The 13,530-nt window shown below is 71.8% G+C and carries 12 protein-coding genes, 1 tRNA gene and 1 pseudogene; 3 read left to right on the forward strand and 11 right to left on the reverse strand.

Going from position 1 to position 13,530, the window contains the following annotated elements; all coding sequences use genetic code 11:
* Nucleotides 1–55: 55 nt before the first annotated feature.
* The 6 genes from AB0B01_RS06475 to AB0B01_RS06500 form a co-directional block, all read right to left on the reverse strand.
* On the reverse strand, nucleotides 56–1,105 hold the full coding sequence (locus AB0B01_RS06475) for a DUF916 domain-containing protein (RefSeq protein ID WP_361713532.1): 1,050 nt from the start codon (nucleotides 1,103–1,105) through the stop codon (nucleotides 56–58).
* A gap of 127 nt (nucleotides 1,106–1,232) precedes the next feature.
* The gene (locus tag AB0B01_RS06480; RefSeq protein ID WP_361713534.1) at nucleotides 1,233–2,525 is read right to left on the reverse strand and encodes a hypothetical protein; all 1,293 of its coding nucleotides are present in this window, start codon (nucleotides 2,523–2,525) and stop codon (nucleotides 1,233–1,235) included.
* Between the two features lie 287 nt (nucleotides 2,526–2,812).
* Nucleotides 2,813–3,976 carry a S8 family peptidase gene (locus AB0B01_RS06485; RefSeq protein WP_361713536.1) on the reverse strand — a complete coding sequence of 388 codons (1,164 nt, stop codon included), beginning with the start codon at nucleotides 3,974–3,976 and terminating at the stop codon, nucleotides 2,813–2,815.
* A gap of 78 nt (nucleotides 3,977–4,054) precedes the next feature.
* On the reverse strand, nucleotides 4,055–4,468 hold the full coding sequence (locus tag AB0B01_RS06490; protein WP_361713538.1) for a GNAT family N-acetyltransferase: 414 nt from the start codon (nucleotides 4,466–4,468) through the stop codon (nucleotides 4,055–4,057).
* Nucleotides 4,469–4,563: 95 nt separating this feature from the next.
* Nucleotides 4,564–5,262 (reverse strand): 4'-phosphopantetheinyl transferase superfamily protein, encoded by a 699-nt coding sequence (locus tag AB0B01_RS06495; protein WP_361713540.1) that lies wholly within the window; start codon nucleotides 5,260–5,262, stop codon nucleotides 4,564–4,566.
* 104 nt (nucleotides 5,263–5,366) lie between these two features.
* The gene (locus AB0B01_RS06500; protein ID WP_361713542.1) at nucleotides 5,367–5,846 is read right to left on the reverse strand and encodes a hypothetical protein; all 480 of its coding nucleotides are present in this window, start codon (nucleotides 5,844–5,846) and stop codon (nucleotides 5,367–5,369) included.
* Between the two features lie 218 nt (nucleotides 5,847–6,064).
* Here AB0B01_RS06500 and AB0B01_RS06505 point away from each other — a divergent pair, with 218 nt between their 5' ends.
* Both AB0B01_RS06505 and AB0B01_RS06510 read left to right on the forward strand, forming a co-directional pair.
* Nucleotides 6,065–6,547, forward strand: coding sequence for a phospholipase (locus AB0B01_RS06505; protein ID WP_361713544.1), 483 nt, complete (start codon nucleotides 6,065–6,067; stop codon nucleotides 6,545–6,547).
* Nucleotides 6,548–6,577: 30 nt separating this feature from the next.
* Nucleotides 6,578–8,092 (forward strand): AMP-binding protein, encoded by a 1,515-nt coding sequence (locus tag AB0B01_RS06510; protein ID WP_361713546.1) that lies wholly within the window; start codon nucleotides 6,578–6,580, stop codon nucleotides 8,090–8,092.
* Here the strand turns inward: AB0B01_RS06510 and AB0B01_RS06515 are convergent.
* The 4 genes and pseudogenes from AB0B01_RS06515 to AB0B01_RS06530 form a co-directional block, all read right to left on the reverse strand.
* Nucleotides 8,041–8,172 (reverse strand): annotated as a pseudogene (locus AB0B01_RS06515) (PRC-barrel domain containing protein); the annotation flags it as partial. The gene AB0B01_RS06510 and the pseudogene AB0B01_RS06515 overlap by 52 nt on opposite strands.
* 280 nt (nucleotides 8,173–8,452) lie before the next feature.
* Nucleotides 8,453–9,529 (reverse strand): HTTM domain-containing protein, encoded by a 1,077-nt coding sequence (locus AB0B01_RS06520; RefSeq protein WP_361713667.1) that lies wholly within the window; start codon nucleotides 9,527–9,529, stop codon nucleotides 8,453–8,455.
* 61 nt (nucleotides 9,530–9,590) lie between these two features.
* Nucleotides 9,591–10,130, reverse strand: a complete 540-nt coding sequence (locus tag AB0B01_RS06525) for a DUF5819 family protein (RefSeq protein ID WP_361713548.1) — start codon at nucleotides 10,128–10,130, stop codon at nucleotides 9,591–9,593.
* Nucleotides 10,131–10,506: 376 nt separating this feature from the next.
* Nucleotides 10,507–11,919, reverse strand: coding sequence for an ice-binding family protein (locus AB0B01_RS06530; RefSeq protein WP_361713549.1), 1,413 nt, complete (start codon nucleotides 11,917–11,919; stop codon nucleotides 10,507–10,509).
* A gap of 370 nt (nucleotides 11,920–12,289) precedes the next feature.
* Between AB0B01_RS06530 and AB0B01_RS06535 the strand changes: the two genes are divergently transcribed.
* Nucleotides 12,290–13,186 (forward strand): helix-turn-helix transcriptional regulator, encoded by an 897-nt coding sequence (locus AB0B01_RS06535; RefSeq protein ID WP_361713551.1) that lies wholly within the window; start codon nucleotides 12,290–12,292, stop codon nucleotides 13,184–13,186.
* Between the two features lie 195 nt (nucleotides 13,187–13,381).
* Here the strand turns inward: AB0B01_RS06535 and AB0B01_RS06540 are convergent.
* Nucleotides 13,382–13,454 (reverse strand) — tRNA-Arg (locus AB0B01_RS06540).
* Nucleotides 13,455–13,530 lie beyond the last annotated feature (76 nt).

The raw sequence follows: 13,530 nt of genomic DNA on the forward strand, positions 1-13,530 counted from the left end.
CCCCGCAACCCTCACACGGGGGGCGGGTCCGTCCCCGGGCCGCCGCCCGGCCGCATCAGCGCGCCCGTGCCCCCGCCAGGTCCGGTGCGGGCTCGGCTGCGTCGCCGCCGGCGCGGCCACGCCGGCGGCGCAGGACCCGTACGGTGACCCCCGTGCCGGCCAGGACCAGCAGCGCACCCACCGCCGGCCACGGCACGGCGAGGAACTCCGCTTCCGCCTCGGAGGCCAGGTCCGGGTAGGCGGCGGCCCCCGCCACGACGGTCACCGTGACCCGGTCCGACTGCGGAGCGTCCGGCCACGGCTCGGTCAGCTCGACCCGCCGGCCCGGAAGCAGCACCAGCTTCAGCTCGCGGGCCGACCCGTCCCGCAGCGTCCGGCCGAACAGACCCCGCGCGGACACGGCCACCCTGGGCTCCACCACCACGTTGCCGCGGTTGACCAGGGTGTACGAGACCGTGGCGCGGGCCTTCCCGAGCCAGGGCAGCACCGGAGCCGAGCGGTTGACCCGGACGTCCTCCACGCTCAGCCCGGGTGCCAGCGGCCCCGGCACCCGGAAGTACAGCCGCGCACCGACCTGCCGCTGCACCGCCACCCGCACCTTGCCGTCCTGCCGGGCGCCCTCCAGGGCGGTGTTCAGCGCGGCGATCCCCCCGACGTGGTCGCCCGGCACCGCGTCCTGGGGCACCTTCACCGTGAACGGGATGTCCTTGCGGCCCTTGGGCGGCACGGTCACCGTGGTCGCTGCCTGCGGCCCGAGCGCGACCCACGCGCCGACGTCCTGCGGCTTCCGGTCCACCGGGAGCAGGGCGAACGCCCCGCCGGTCGGGGTGTTCCCGGCGTCCGTGGCGAACACCCGGAAGGTCAGCTCCGTGTCGGAGGAGTTCAGGATCGTCACGCTGTCGTCGACCGTGGTCCCGGCCGCGCCCTGGTGGAAGAAGTACGCCCGGTCGGCCGTCGCGGCTCCGGCCGGGGGTGTCGGGAACACCGCCCAGGTGCCGTTGTCCGCGGCCGCCACCGGGGCGGCCGGGAGGAACAGGCCCGCGCCCAGCAGCAACAGGCCGAGCAGGAGACCGTACGCGGAAGGGGGACGGGTGCGGGAGCGCATGGGCGGTCTCCAGTCGGGCGACACGGCGGACACGGCGTACGCGGCGGCGGGGCGCGCGGCGCGGGATGGCGGAAGGGTGGTACGGCGCGTGAGCGCCGCACCACCCGGGATGGCGCGAGGGCAGTGATCAGGCGATCGAGAAGGTGACGACCGTCTGGTAGGTGTCGGCGAACATGAACGGCGGGAGCTGGATCATCCCGGCGCCGCCGACGGCGAACTCGCCACCGGTCAGCTCGTCCCCGCCGGCGGCCTGCGAGGCCACCTTCATCGGGGTGTCGGTGATCGCGCCGGGGGCGCCCGCGGTGCAGGTGCTCGGGCTGTCCGGGTTGGTCACGGTGCAGGACGGCTGGATGCCGAGCTGCGCCTTTGCCATGGCGTGGCCGGTCGTCTGGTTCAGGAACGGCGTACGGGTCGCCGTCACGTCCCAGCCGAGGGTGCCGCCGCGGAAGTCCTGCACGGTCGCGGCGTTGAAGACGCCGACCACCGACTGGGCCTTGCCGTTGATGGTGACCGACGGGAAGGCGACGGCCGGCTGGCCGTCCTTGGGGCCGAGGGCCAGCGGGCCGGGGAGGACCTCGATGTCGACCGGGTTCTTCACGCCCGTCTGGTCCTCCAGGTACACGAAGGACTTGTACGGGGTGACCGAGCCGTCGATCTTGATGGCGTCGGCCTTCTTGGTGACGGTGAGGTTGCAGGTGGCGGCGCCCGAGGCATCCGCCGTACCGGTGCCGGTGTCACCGGTGGCCGCGCCCGCGAGCAGGGCGGAGCAGGTGACCGCCCCGGCGGGGAAGTTCGCGCCGGAGACGGTGACCGCGGTGCCGGCCTTGCCGCTGTTCGGCGTCAACTTGGTGGTGACCGGGTCCTTGGGCAGGGCCTCCACCGCGACCGAGCCGATGGGGGCGCTCGGGCGGGGCGCCGGGATGCACGTGGTGGTGAAGACCGAACCGCTGAGGTCGGCGTCGGTGACCGCCTGGTCGAGCCTGACCTCGACCGTGGTGCCCTCGGTGCCGTCGGGGATCTTGATGGTGCCGGAGAACGCCTTCGGGTCCAGAGGGGTCCCGGCCACGACGCTGACGGTCTCGGGCGGGCTCGTGACCACCTGGGTCGTCGAGCCGACCTTGAGGGTGATCTTGGTGGTGTTGACCGTGGTGACGGAGAAGCCGGGGATCAGCGGGCTCGCACCCGGGTCGATCGTGATCGGGACGACATCGCCCGCCTTGGCCGTGTCGGGCAGGGTGATCGTGTAGTTCTGGTTGCCCGAACCGTCCGGCTGCGGCGCCGGGGCGTCACAGTTCTCGAAGACGGGGGTGGTCTTGGTCGCCGCCTGCGCGGTGCCCGCCGTGCCCACCACGCCGCCCGCCAGGACCAGGGACAGGGCGCCCGCCCCGGCCAGAACTCTTCGTCGGAACGTTGTACTCACTGGGTCGCGACTCCTTCGTCAGACGAACCCTCCCCCCACCCGCTGTGTGGGGGAGGCCGAGCCGGTGCGGTGGCCGACATTGACGCGTCGCGGTGATGAGAAGTCAATGGATTCCTTTCGCCGGAAGCGCACAGAAATTGATGTCCCATCAGGGCAGGGCTGCGGGACCCGGCCGGGCCCGGGCGGCAGGCGTGCCGCGGGGGCCCGGGGGTGCGCGGGGGGCCCGGGGGATGCGCGGGGGCGGGCTCCGGCGTGCCGCGTGCCGCGGGTCCTGGCGTGCGCGGTCCCTAGCGTGCCGCGGCCGGGATGTGCAGCATCCGGTTGGCGGTACCGGCCGGGACGGCCGTGATGCGGTCCGGTACGGAGTCCCGTACGAGCACCGCGGCCACCTCGGCGGGGGTCTTCGCCAGACCCTGCGCCAGGATCAGCGCGGCGACGCCCGCCACGTGCGGGGCGGCCATGGAGGTGCCGGACGTCCGGGCGAGGGCGGTGGTCGAGTCCTTCCAGGCCGAGGTGACGGCCACGCCCGGCGCGGACAGGTCCACGCAGCGGCCGTGGTTGGAGAACGACGCCCACTGGTCCGCGACGTCGGTCGCGCCCACCGTGACGGCGGCGGTGACGCCGGAGGGCGATCCCGCACAGGCGTCCCCGGCGGCGTTGCCCGCGGCGACGGTGAAGGTGATCCCGGCCTTGATCGCCCGCTTCACCGCCGCGTCCAGGGCGTAGCTGCGGCTGCCGCCCATGCTCATGTTGGCCACGGCAGGGATGCCGGCGGCCGCCTTCGCGTCCTTCACCATCCACTCCAGGCCGCCCAGGATGGACGTGAGCGAGCCGGAGCCCTTGCAGTTGGCGACCTTCACCCCGACGAGCGTGACCTCCTTCGCCACCCCGTACGTGGCCCCGCCCAGGGTCCCCGCGACGTGCGAGCCGTGCCCGTTGCAGTCGGCGGAGGTTTCGCGTCGCACCCCGTTGTACCCGGCCCGGGCCCGGCCTGCGAACTCCCGGTGCACGGTGTTGATCCCGGTGTCCACCACGTACGCGGTGACACCGCGCCCGCCGGTGGCGTACGTGTACGAGCCGTCGAGCGGCAGGTCGCGCTGGTCGATCCGGTCCAGGGGCCACGGCGCGGGGGTCTGGGTGCCGGTGATCCGGAACTCGGCGTCCGGTTCCACCGAGGCCACCCGCGGGTCGGCGGCGAGCGCGGCGGCCCGGGCCGCGGTGGTGCGGACGGCGAAGCCGTCCAGGGCGGTGTCGTAGACGGCCCCGACGTCGTCGCCGGCCTCGGCGGCCTGGTTGGCCAGGGTGAGGGCCGGCGCGCGTGCGGAGCTGCCCTTGAGGACGACGACGTAGGCGGCGGTGGGCGTTTCGGTGGCGGCGGCGGTGTGTGGCGGCAGGGCGGTGGCCGCCGCCAGCAGAGCGGCGGCCGGAAGCAGCGCGGTGATTGCGGTCATGCGGCCGATGCTCGGCGAGGCACGGGCACGGCGCGCGGAGGGTGCGCCGAGTGGCCGCACGACACGCCGCCGTACGGGTCAGCCGGAGAAGCTCCAGCCGCGCATCGCGAAGACGCCCTCGTCGCGGGCTCCGGCGGACCCGTACGTGGCGAGGGCCGCCTCGTTGTCGGTGTCGACCCCCACCCACATGCCGTAGCAGCCGCGCGCCCTGGCTTCGGCGGCGAGGGCCTCGGTCAGGGCGCGGCCGATCCCGCGGCGCCGGTAGCCCTCGTCCACGGAGAGCTCGTACAGGCACATCTCGGTGCCCTTGTCCGGGTGGGTCATCTCAACCCCCGAGACCATGCCGGCCGGCACGTCGTCGACGTAGGCGATGAGCATCAGGTGTCCGGGCGCGGCCAGGAACTTCTCGGACCGGTCGAGGCGGACGGGGCCGTCGAAGAGCCCTTCCGCGGCCTGTAGTTCGGCGATGGTACGGGCGGGGCGGATGTCCATGCCGGTCACGATAATGGCCGTATGACCAGTGGCGACCGTGATTTCGACACGGCGTGGCGGGCCTCCCGGGAAGCCGGCCCGCCACTCCGCCCGGGTCAGGCGCGGAGCGCCAGGGCCGCCGCGTAGCCCTCCGGCGCGGCCAGGTCCGCCAGGGTCCAGCCGGAGACCGCAGCGGGCACCCGGCCCGAGCCGACGTACGGCTCCGCGAGTCCCGCCGCCAGACCGGTGCCCGTGGCCTTGAGGTAGGCCTCCTTGCGGCACCACACCCGAGCCAGCGCCACCCGCCGCTCCGCCTCCGGCAGCGCCTCCAGCTCCGCCGTCTCCGCCGGGTGAAACGTCCGCAGCACGTCCGCGACCGCCGCCGCACCCGGCAGCACCTCCACGTCCACCCCGACCGTCACGCCCGACACCGCGACATACGCCAGGTCGTCACTGTGCGAGAGCGAGAACTGCACCCCGCCCCCGGCCACCGCCGGCCGCCCGTGCGGTTCACCGCAGCAAGGGCAGTCCTCCCGGACCAGCTCCACCTTCTCCGGCGCCAGCCCGAGGTAGCCGCCGAGCAGCACCCGCAGCCCCACGTGCGAAGCCAGGTAGCGCTGCCGGTCCGCGTCCCGCAACAGCCGCCCGGCCCGTTCGCGTTCGTTCGCGTCCAGCATCGGCAGCGCCTCGGCGACCCGGTGGCCGCCGACCACCCCCCGCGTGGTGTCCAGGGACCACACCGCCACGGCCGTACCCGTCGGAAGCGCGCCGATCCGCGGCATGCCCGCGTCGAGTTGGTTCACGTACGTCCTCACCCGACGAGGGTAGACGAGCCGCTCCCGGCAGGCCCGGCTGCGGCTGTTCCCGATGCCCCGGCCGGCCAGGGGAGTTCGGAGTGCGGCGCCGACCGGGGCCGCGCTCAGCCGGCCGTGGGTGACGGCGTCCCGTCGGTCCAGGCGTAGACCCGCTTCCCGCGCACCGTGACCTGGTACTGGTAGAAGTCCCGGCACTCGGGCCGCTCCTCGGCGCGGGTGCCGCGCGGCCACCACGTGGCACCCAGCTTCGGCCCGCTCTGCTGCTTCGGCGTACCCGAGGCGCACTGCGGGCCGTCCAGCGGCGTCGCGCCGAGCGTGAAGCGGATCACCCGGGCCTTGCCGGAGCTGCGCTCGCGTATGCGTATGTCGGTGGCGTCCGCGGGTATCCATGCCGGCAGGGCGAACGCCCGCTTCTCGTGCCGGGGCGCGTCCGCAGCCGTCACGAAATGCCTGCTCTTCTCCTCGAACAGCGTGTCGTTGACGGAGTCGGTCACCGGATTGGGCGGAAGGTTGGGGAGGGCGAACGCAACCGTGGCGAGGACGCCCACGGTGCCTGTGGCGATGGCGAGGGGACGGCGCTTCATGTGATCCAGTCTCGGCCCTGGAGCCCCGTCTGCGCGTCACACCCCAGGACGAGCTTTCTCTCTGACTGAGGTCTGATGCGGCCCCCCCTACCTGAGTGCCGGCTGACGGCTCGCGCCCCCTACCTCAGAGGTGGCTCCACCGGCCGGGCGACGCTCCGACACCCCTGCCGCCAGGTGGCGTTATAGCTGCGTACCGGCCGTCCCGGAGGGAAACGCCCATGCGCCGCCGCCGTCTCGCCCCCGTCCTCGCGTCCGCGGTCGCGGCCGGGGTGCTCGCCTTGGCGCCGCCCGCCGCGGCTGCCGCGGCCACCTCGGCCACGTCGGCCGTCCCGGCCGACAAGCCGCTGGTGCTGATCGGATGGACGCAGACCAGCGCCGCCAGTTACCAGGCCTGGGCCCGGGCGCGCACGGACCGGGCCAGGTGGGCGGCGTACCGCTTCGACTGGTCGACCGACCTCTGCACCGCCTCGCCCGACAACCCGTTCGGCTTCCCCTTCCACCTGGCCTGCGCCCGCCACGACTTCGGCTACCGCAACTACCGGGCGGCGGGCACGTACGAGACCCACAAGTCCCGTATCGACGACGCCTTCCACGCGGACATGAGGCGGGTCTGCGCCGGGTACCCGCCGGCGAAGAAGACCGCTTGCGACAGCACGGCATGGACGTACTACCAGGCGGTCAAGGCCTTCGGCATCTCCTGACGTGCCCCCGTTCCCCGAGAGGCGGACACCATGACCGCGCGTTACGTCACCGATCTGATCAGCGCGTTGGAGCGGTACGCGGACCGGCCGGCGCTCGGCACCTGCGGCCCCGGCTCGTCCCCGCTGACGTACTCCGGGCTGCTGGCCCTCGTGTACCGGCTGGCCGGTGTGCTCGCCGATCGCGGGGTGGCGCGCGGTACCGGCCTGGCCTGCGTGTTCGGCGGCAACCGGGCCGAGGTGGTGCAGGTCAGGCTGGCCGCCCACCTGCTGGGCGCGCGGCTCACCCAGATCGTCACCGACCCCAGCACCCACGGCGTGGAGTTCGTCCTCCGGGACTGCCGCCCCCACCTCGTCGTCCACGACCTGCCGGTGCCCGACACGGGCGCGGCCCGGCTCCCCCTGGACGAGCTGCTGCGCGCGGCAGCGGCGGGCGAGGCGAAGCCGCTGCCCGTCCGGGCGGGGGAGGACGACCTGGCCCGTGTGACGTACACCGCCGGTACGACGGGCACCCCCAAGGGCGTGGCCTCCACCTTCCGTGCGCTGGCAGCCCGCACCGACGGCCGCCGCAGCCGGGAGGGCGGGGAGCGGCCGACGTACCTGTCGGTCACCTCGCTCGCCCAGCGCTCCGGCGGCCGCTGCCTGGAGGAACTGCGCTCCGGGGGCCGGGTGGAGCTCCTGGCGCCTTTCACCACCGGGGAGTTCGCGGCCGCCTGCCGCCGCCTCGGACCGGTGTCGACCTACCTGATGCCGTCGATGATCTATCGCCTGCTGGACGATCCCGCGTTGGCCGAGGGGATCCGCGGGCTGAGCGTGATCTCGTACGGCGCCGCGCCGGTCCTGCCCGAACGGCTGCGCCAGGCGGTGACCCGCTGGGGCGGCCGCTGGCAGCAGGGGTACGGCATGAACGAGGCGGCGGTGATCTGCCGCCTCACCCCCGCCGACCACGAGAGGGCGGTGGCGGACCGGCCGGAGCTGCTCGCCTCGGTCGGCCGGCCCGCGCCGGGCGTGGAGACGGAGGTCCGCGACGACCGGAACCGGCCGCTGCCGGCCGGGCGCACGGGCCAGGTGTGGATCCGGTCCGCGGCGATGATGACGGGCTACTGGAACCGGCCCGACCTGACCGCGGAGGTGATCCGGGACGGCTGGCTGCGCACGGGCGACCTCGGCCACCTCGACCCGGACGGCTACCTCCACCTCGACGACCGGGCGGCCGACGTGGTGATGGTCGACGGCGACAACATCTACTGCCTGCCGGTCGAAGCCGCCCTGGCCCGCCATCCGGGGGTGGCCCAGGCGGTGGTGGTGGGCCGTACCAGCCCGCTGACGGGCGAGGAGGTCTGCGCCTTCCTGGTCCCGGCCCCGGGCCACCCCCCGAGCCCCACGACGGCCGCCGAGGCCTGCGACCTGGTCACCCGCACCCTCTCCCCGGCCCACCGCCCGACTACGGTCCACTGGCTGAAGGACGTCCCGCTGACCCACCAGGGCAAACCCGACAAACCCCACCTCCGGGTCATGGCCGGTCCATCGGGGGCGGCGTCCACGTAAATGGCTTCGAGAGCGCCGATCCGGTGCCCTTTCGCATCGAGGACGTCACAGTCGCGCCACTCGCGCACATCAGCTGAAATGGATCACGCCTCGTCCCCTGCGGCGCGACAACGGTGATGGCAACGACCCCGGCGCATTCACACGCCGGGGTCGCCCTTCCGGGCGCCACACGTGAGAGTGCGGCGACCTGTTTATGAGCATATGCCCCCTGGCGACATTCCGGCAGTGGGACTTTGGTGGGTGAAGCCCTTGTCCGGGTGGAGGCGGACCGGGAAGGGCATCCATGCCGGAGACCGTCGTGCGGCGTGGCTGCACGTGGCTCAGTGGTCGTGCCGCCGTCGGGGAAGTCGACGGTTCCGGTCACCGCCCCGGTGGCCGGCTCACGGCTTCGACGGTCGGCCTGACCGAGCCCGCCGGCCCGGGCTGAGCCGGTACGAGCGCGGATTCCCCTCGGGCCGGTGCCGGCGTCTTGCCCGAGCCGGCGGGCCGGAAAGAGCGCGGCCACAGGCGCCCCAGGGACCGGTAAAAGCGGTCCGGAAGGAACACGGCATCCGCGACGATCATCACTCCGGAGAAGACCGGAAGCCCCAAGAGGACCGCGATCCCCAGGTGCAGGCCCACCAGCATGATCAGGACGGGGTATTTGAGCCTGCCGAACAGGACGAACGGGAACGCGACCTGCAGCAGCACCGTCAAGTAGCCGGCGATGGCGACCGCGACCGCGTGTTCGTCCAACAGGAGGGACAGCCCGGGCCATGGCCGGAAGAGGTCGAGGTTCAGCACGTAGTGGAGGGCGGTACCGTTGCCCCAGGAGCTTCCCTGCACCTTGTACAGGCCGGCGGATCCGTAGAGGAAGCAGACCTGGGCGGCGATGACGAACATGCCGCAGTTGTGCAGCACGGTGCTCGCGGTGTCGCGGAACTCGCGGAACTCACGGAACCGGCGCCGGTGGCGGCCGTCGTCCGCTGCCGGGAACGCTTTCCTGTGGGCGTCCAGGGACCAGCGGCGGCCGCACGCGGTGAAGACGAGATACACGGCCATGAGAAGGAAGAGGTTGTCGCCTCCGTCCGTCATGAAGACCGCCCGGGCGTGGAACGACGCCACCACGACCGCGAACAGCACGGACACCGCCCTGGTCCGCCAACCCAGCATGAACAGTGCCGACGTTACGACGGCAGTCGCGTAGCAGGCCTCGAAGTACGCCCGGCTGTCGGACAGGGTGAGGATGCTGAACCACTCGGTCTGGTCGAACAGCTGCCGCGCCAGCGCCGGCGTCCACGGTGACCCCGGACCCCAGATCTCGTCACGGTGCGGAAACTCGCGCAGCAGGAAGACGAGGTAGAGCAGCCCGTACCCGATGCGCAGGACCGCCGCGGCGTACAAGGAGACCGGCCGCTCGACCAGCAGGGCAACGAGCCTGCCCATGCGGTCGAGCATGCGCTGCCCCGCCGGTCGGGTGGTCGCGGCGGCCGGAGCCGGTCCCGGTGCCGCTGCCGGCTCAGTCTGTTCCATGGGGGGCCACCTTCCACCAGGGCAGGTAACGGGTGTCGATGGGCGCGGCAGGGCGGGTGGCGCCTGATGCGTCCGGGGCAGTGACGGGGAGTGTGATGACCCGCAGCTGGATGGAGTCGAAGGATCCGCGCCGGTGGGCGGCGACGCGGTCCGCCGCGATGTTGCGCAGGTACGTCCGCATCATCACGGCCCGCTCCGAATGCGGCTCATCGTCACCGCCGAACGCTTCGAGGTAGGAACTCCAGGCCCGGCGCAGCATGTTCTGCGCCGTGTGGCTCGGGAAGGGGTCGTGCTCGACGGCGGAGTCGTCCACGGCACTCAGGTCGAACCATCCGCTCTCGTGCACGCTGCCGTCAGGGGCGGTGTACCTGGTCCTCGCTGAAATCTGCCGGTTGACCGACTCCGGATCGGGGGCGAAGAGGCGCCAGTTCTGCTCGAAGAGCGGATAGACCCACGCGTTGATCGGCCCGCTGTACAGCTGTGAGACGGCATTCGCCGGCGCCACGTGCAGAAAGACCACGAGCACATGGATCAGCGTCGTTGCCAGGCACAGGACGATGACGGCCCCTGTGCCCACCCCCAGCGGGCGGCGCGGTCCGGAATCCCCCGAGTGTGATTCCGGACCGCCGTCATGGCCCCTCACTGCCGGCGCGGCTCCTGAGGGCTCCGTTTCCTTCACGTCCGCTGACGCGATGCCACCCGGCACGATCCCACCCGGCCTTCCCATCCCGACTGCTCATGTCCGCTCCTTCCGGCTTGCGCGAGAGGCGCGCGACGGAACCGAGAACGATCCGTCGCGCGCCACCCGTCCTACTCGTGTGTCGCGTGTGACGGCCCGGGCGTCAGGCCGCTGCGGGAGCTACGCGCGATTCACGGTTCGATCCGCCCTGCGTGCGGGGTACTCACTCGTCGCGTCCCCAGCCGTCGTGCTCGCCGTGCTCCTCGTACTGATCACGATCCCCGTGGTCGGATTCCTTGGGCTGACCGTGGTCGGGACCCTCGTGGTCCTCGGAGTCAGGCGCGTCGTGCTTCCCGTACTCGGGGCCTTCGTGGTTCCCGTAGTCGCGCCCCTCGTGATGCCTGTCGTCGGGTCCGCCGTGATCCCCGTGGTCGGGCCTGCCCTGGCTTTCGTGCTTGTCGCCCTTGTCGCCCTTGTCGCCCTTGTCGCCCTTGTCGTGCCTGTCGTCGCCGGGCCAGCCGGGGATGTCATGGCCAGGCCAGCCGGGCTTGCCGGGCTTGCCGGGCGGCTTGGGGATACCGCCGGTTGCGCCACCGTTGGTTCCGGCCGTCGTCGCGCCCGTGACGCCACCCGAGGTGGTACCTGCGATGAGGCCGCCGCCCGTGGTCACCCCGCCGAGTACGCCGCCGAGAAGGCCTCCATTGGTGCCGCCCGTCGTCACGCCGCCGAGCAGGCCGCCGAGAACGCCGCCCGTCGTGGTGCCGCCGGTGGTCGGGCTGCCCGTCGTGGTGCCGCCGGTGGTCGGGCTGCCCGTCGTGGTGCCGCCTGTCGTGGTGCCGGCGACGACGCCGCCCGTGACCATACCGCCCGTGGTTCCGCCGGTGGTGCCTGCGTCACACGTCCCACGGTTGATCGTGTTGGTGTCCATCGTCACCGCGCCGTTACGGGCCAGCGCACGTCCGATGATGTCCGCACCCGTGTTCAGGGTGATCGAGGTCAGGGCCATGATGGTGCCGATGAAGTTGGTCTCGGTGTCGAGCGTGGCCGAACTCCCGACCTGCCAGAACACGTTGCAGGGTGAGGCCCCGTTGATGAGGGAGACGTTGCTGGAGGGCGCCGTCGTCAGACCCGAACCGACCTGGAACACCCACACGGCGTTGGGGTTGCCCTGGGCGTTCAGTGTGAGGGTGCCGGTGAGTCCGAGAGTGGAAGGGGCGGTGTACACACCCGGAACCAGCGTCAGGCCCCCGGCGTCCGGGGGAAGAATCGCGTCCGTGGACTGTCCTGCGGCGTTGTTGTACGCCACGACCAGGTCGCTCTTGGCCTGGAGGCCCACAGGGTCAACCGGGCCGGAGTGCTGAGTACCGAACACGATGCCGGGCGGGAATCCGCTGATGGCTGTTCCCGGACTCACTCCGAGGTCGCCGGTGATCACCGAGGGGCCGGTGTTGGTGATCTCCGAGCCGGCCAGCACGGCAAAGCTGGCGGCTGTGCCCAGGGGTACAGGTGTTGCGATCGCATGTGCCCGGGTCGGCGTCACCGCGACCACGGCAGTGGCGATCACCGTGGCGAGTACCGTCGCGATCCAGACCGGCGTTGTGCGTCTCAGCGCCGTGCCAGAGAGATTCAGGGTCATCGAGGGGCCAACTCCTGTGAGGGGGTGGTGGCGTAATGGGCGGTCTCGGTCACACAGGACCGTCACATTGTCGCTGGAATATTACGCAGAAAAATGCAAAGGGCCGGGATTTGCTCGGCGATTTCCGCACGATCCGCCATTCGCGCCAAGAGGCAAATAATATAATTGCTGAATTGACCCAATGGGTCCCGTGGGGGGGAGTGGGAATTCCTGTGCGCCTCGGCGAGAGCTGTGAGAATTCGTGAGGCGACGGCGGAACCGAACTGCTTGGCGCCAGTGCGCGACACGGCGCCACGGCAGGTCCAACTGCCCCCGGACCATGGGAGCCTGTTCGCCAGAGCAAGGTTCTCGGAGCGGAGGCACGCATCCCGTGGGCGCCCACATCAACCCCACCGTCAGCAGACGCCGACTGGGATCGGAGCTACGCCGGCTCCGGCAGATCAGCGGCATGACGACGCAGCAGGTGGCGGAGCACCTGCTGATCTCGCAACCCAAGATCAGCCTCCTGGAGAACGGCCGCCGCCTCATCAAGGCGCGCGACGTGCGCGATCTCTGCCTGCTGTACGGAGTCGAGGACCAGCGGCTCGTCGACGACCTGATGCGGCTGGCCCGGGAATCGGCCCGACAGGGCTGGTGGAACGCCTACGGTGACGTCCCGTACGGCGCCTACATCGGCTTGGAGGCCGAGGCCGCCGCGATCCGGACCTACGAGCCCCTGGTGATTCCGGGCCTGCTGCAGACGCCCGCGTATGCCCGGGCGGTCATCGCAGGAACGATCCCTCATGCCACCGCCGACCAGGCCGCCGCACGCCTGCACGTACGGCTGCGGCGCCAGGACCGACTGGCTGCCCCCGGCAACCCGCTGCGCCTGTGGGCCGTACTGGACGAATCCGCGCTGTGGCGCACCGTGGGCAGCCGCGACATCATGCGCGAGCAGCTGGAGCATCTGACCCACCTCGGCGCCCAGCCGCATATCACCGTGCAGGTTCTTCCTCACGAGGTGGGGGCGCACCCGGGTGTATCGGGACAGTTCTCGCTGCTCGAATTCACCGACGCCACTGATGTGAGCGTGGTGTATCTGGAGAGATTCACCAGCGACCTCTATCTGGAGAAACGATCCGACGTGCGGCTCTACAGCGGCATGTATGCGTATGTGCAGGCACAGGCACTGAGTCCGCACAGTAGTCGCCAGTTCATTGCCGAAGCCATCGAGGCATACGCCGGCACGGAATTCCGGGCGACCGGCCCCTTGCCGCCACACCCCTGATCGCCGTGCGGGAGACCGAGCCCATGCGCCCCGCCCGCGGCCTCGCCAGGGCAGGGGCGCGTGCGTACAGGCTCACGCCGGCCATGGCCGGATCGGGCTTCCGGCGCGTCTGGACCAAGGTGCGGGAAGTCGTGCCCGACGAGCATGAGCAAAAAACCCTCCCCGGGGGGAGGGCTTGAGGTGCGAAGTGGAGAGTGCCCCCGGCAGGACTCGAACCTGCGGCCAAGTGCTTAGAAGGCACCTGCTCTATCCACTGAGCTACGGGGGCCGGAAGGTGGCCGTGGTGGCCTGGAGCCCCGGGGTGGGGGTGGGACTGCGGTCCGTGCCGGGTCAAGGATAGGGCT

This window comes from Streptomyces sp. NPDC044571 (assembly GCF_040647115.1).
In the GTDB taxonomy this organism is placed as follows: domain Bacteria; phylum Actinomycetota; class Actinomycetes; order Streptomycetales; family Streptomycetaceae; genus Streptomyces.